The sequence below is a fragment of the Duganella levis genome, assembly GCF_009857605.1.
Taxonomy (GTDB): Bacteria; Pseudomonadota; Gammaproteobacteria; order Burkholderiales; family Burkholderiaceae_D; genus Rugamonas; species Rugamonas levis.
Genome location: NZ_WWCT01000075.1, coordinates 1 through 2,751 on the forward strand (window position 1 = coordinate 1; position 2,751 = coordinate 2,751).

Below are 2,751 nucleotides of genomic sequence, written 5' to 3' on the forward strand. Positions count from 1 at the left end.
GGTGTCGACCAGCAGCACGCGGCGGCCGGCGCGGGCCCGCAGCAGCGCCAGGTTGTTGGCGACGATGGTCTTGCCGGCGCCGCCGCTGTGGTTGGCGACGGCGATGATCATGCGGCGGCCCGCTGCGCCAAGGCCGTCATGCGGCCGAATTCGGCGCCCGGCAAGGCCCGCATCACGGCTTCCATCACCTGCCCGGCCAGCGCCCGCGACAGGCACAGCCAGACCTTGACGCGGGCGCCGTGGTCGCACGCCTCGACCCGCATGAATTCCATGCCGGCGCCGCAGGTACGCATCACCAGCGCCCGCAAGTCGGTGACGGCGGCGGCGTCCACCGTCAGCTGCATCAGGCAGCCGCGCGGCACAACGGCCACGCTGCGCGGCGGTTTGGCGCGGCGCTGGGCGGCCTGGGTATGGAAAAAGGCGTGCATGACGGACCTCCATATGAGCGTTTCGATACCGGTCAGCTTAGCGACGGCGTCGTAAAAACGGTCTAAAAAGGCGGGCCTGGGCTGTAAACATCGTGTATAAATTGCGCAGTGCGCAATTTTTGCCCGCGATCAAACGCGGTTGAGGATAGAATACGCATTAATCGCCGCACCTGTACATAAACCCAGTATCAAAAACACAAGCTGCTCACGTATGGCCACCAAAAAACCTGTTTCCGACTATAGCGAATCCTCCATCCGGGTCCTGAAGGGGCTGGAACCCGTCAAGCAACGCCCGGGCATGTACACCCGCACCGAGAACCCGCTGCACATCATCCAGGAAGTGATCGACAACGCCGCCGACGAAGCGCTGGGCGGCAATTGCCATAACATCATCGTCACCCAGAACGCCGACGGCAGCGTCACGGTCGAAGACGACGGCCGCGGCATCCCGGTCGGCCTGCACCCGGAAGAAGGGGTGCCGACGGTGGAGATCGTGTTTACGCGGCTGCACGCCGGCGGCAAGTTCGACAAGGGCAGCGGCGGCGCCTACGCGTTTTCCGGCGGCCTGCACGGGGTCGGCGTGTCGGTCACCAACGCGCTGTCCAAGCGGCTGGAAATCACGGTGTGGCGCAAGGAGCCGAACGGCACCGGCCTGCACCACCTGGTATTCGAGAACGGCGACGTCACCGAGCCGCTGACCTCGGTGGTGGCGCCGCGCGACGGCAAGAAATCCGGCACCAAGGTCACGGTCTGGCCGGACGCCAAGTATTTCGATTCGGCGGCGATCTCCACCACCGAGCTGCAACGCCTGCTGCGCTCGAAAGCCGTGCTGCTGCCGGGCGTGTCGGTCACGCTGGCCAACGGCAAGACCGGCGAGTCGCAGACCTGGCAATACAACGACGGCCTGCGCGGCTACCTGACCGAAGCGCTGGCGCAGTCGACCGACGGCGAGACCCTGATCCCGCTGTTCGAGGGCGAGCAGTTCGCCGGCCCTGATGCCGAAGGCTTCGCCGAGGGCGAAGGCGCGTCGTGGGTGGTGGCGTGGACCGAGCAAGGCGCCATCGTGCGCGAATCCTATGTCAACCTGATCCCGACGCCGAACGGCGGCACCCACGAATCGGGTTTGCGCGACGGCTTATATGGCGCCGTGAAAAACTTCGTCGAAATGCACTCGCTGCTGCCGAAGGGCGTCAAGCTGCTGCCGGAAGACGTGTTCGCGCGCGCCTCGTTCGTGCTGTCGGCCAAGGTGCTGGACCCGCAATTCCAGGGCCAGATCAAGGAACGCCTGAACTCGCGCGACGCGGTGCGCCTGGTCTCGACCTACTCGAAGCCGGCGCTGGAACTGTGGCTGAACCACCACGTCGACTACGGCAAGAAGCTGGCCGAGCTGGTCATCAAGCAGGCGCAGTCGCGGCTGCGTTCAGCGCAAAAAGTCGAAAAGAAAAAATCCTCCGGCGTCGCGGTGCTGCCCGGCAAACTGACCGACTGCGAATCGACCGACATCGAGCGCACCGAACTGTTCCTGGTCGAAGGCGACTCGGCCGGCGGCTCGGCCAAGATGGGGCGCGACAAGGAATTCCAGGCGATTTTGCCGCTGCGCGGCAAGGTGCTGAACTCGTGGGAAACCGACAAGGACCGGCTGTTCGCCAACAACGAAATCCACGACATCTCGGTGGCGATCGGCGTCGACCCGCACACGCCGCTGGACAAGCCCGACCTGTCCGGTCTGCGCTACGGCAAGATCTGCATCCTGTCCGACGCGGACGTCGACGGCTCGCACATCCAGGTCTTGTTGCTGACCTTGTTCTTCCGCCACTTCCCCGGCCTGATCGCCAACGGCAACATCTGCATCGCCCGCCCGCCGCTGTACCGCGTTGACGCGCCGGCGCGCGGCAAGAAGCCGATCCAGAAGCTGTACGCGCTGGACGCCGGCGAGCTGGTCGCCATCGAAGACAAGCTGCGCAAGGACGGCCTGAAGGAAGGCGCGTGGTCGATCTCGCGCTTCAAAGGCCTGGGCGAGATGAACGCTGAGCAGCTGTGGGAAACCACCATGAACCCGGACACCCGCCGCCTGCTGCCGGTGGCGCTGGGCGGCTTCGGCCTGCACGAATCGGCCGCCCGCTTCAACATGCTGATGGGCAAAGGCGAAGCGGCCGCGCGCCGCGCCTGGATCGAAGAACACGGCAACGAAGCCGACGCAGACATCTAACAGAACAGAACCATGACTCAAGCAAATCTCTTTGACGAACCGGCGCCGGCCACCCCGGCGGCCGGCCAGCCAGCGCCGACCAGCAGCGCGCCGGTCCACGAGGCCGCTTCGGCC

At 65.5% G+C, this 2,751-nt stretch carries 3 protein-coding genes; 1 reads left to right on the forward strand and 2 read right to left on the reverse strand.

What is annotated here, in order from left to right; translation table 11 throughout:
• On the reverse strand, positions 1 to 111 hold a 111-nt coding region (locus tag GTP69_RS30760; RefSeq protein WP_161058421.1), incomplete at its 3' end, for a nucleotide-binding protein.
• Positions 108 to 428 (reverse strand): hypothetical protein, encoded by a 321-nt coding sequence (locus GTP69_RS30765; RefSeq protein WP_161058422.1) that lies wholly within the window; start codon positions 426 to 428, stop codon positions 108 to 110. The genes GTP69_RS30760 and GTP69_RS30765, both read right to left, overlap by 4 nt.
• A 211-nt stretch (positions 429 to 639) precedes the next feature.
• Here GTP69_RS30765 and GTP69_RS30770 point away from each other — a divergent pair, with 211 nt between their 5' ends.
• A complete protein-coding gene (locus GTP69_RS30770) occupies positions 640 to 2,637 on the forward strand; it encodes a DNA topoisomerase IV subunit B (RefSeq protein ID WP_161058423.1) in 1,998 nt (665 codons plus the stop codon).
• Positions 2,638 to 2,751: the final 114 nt, after the last annotated feature.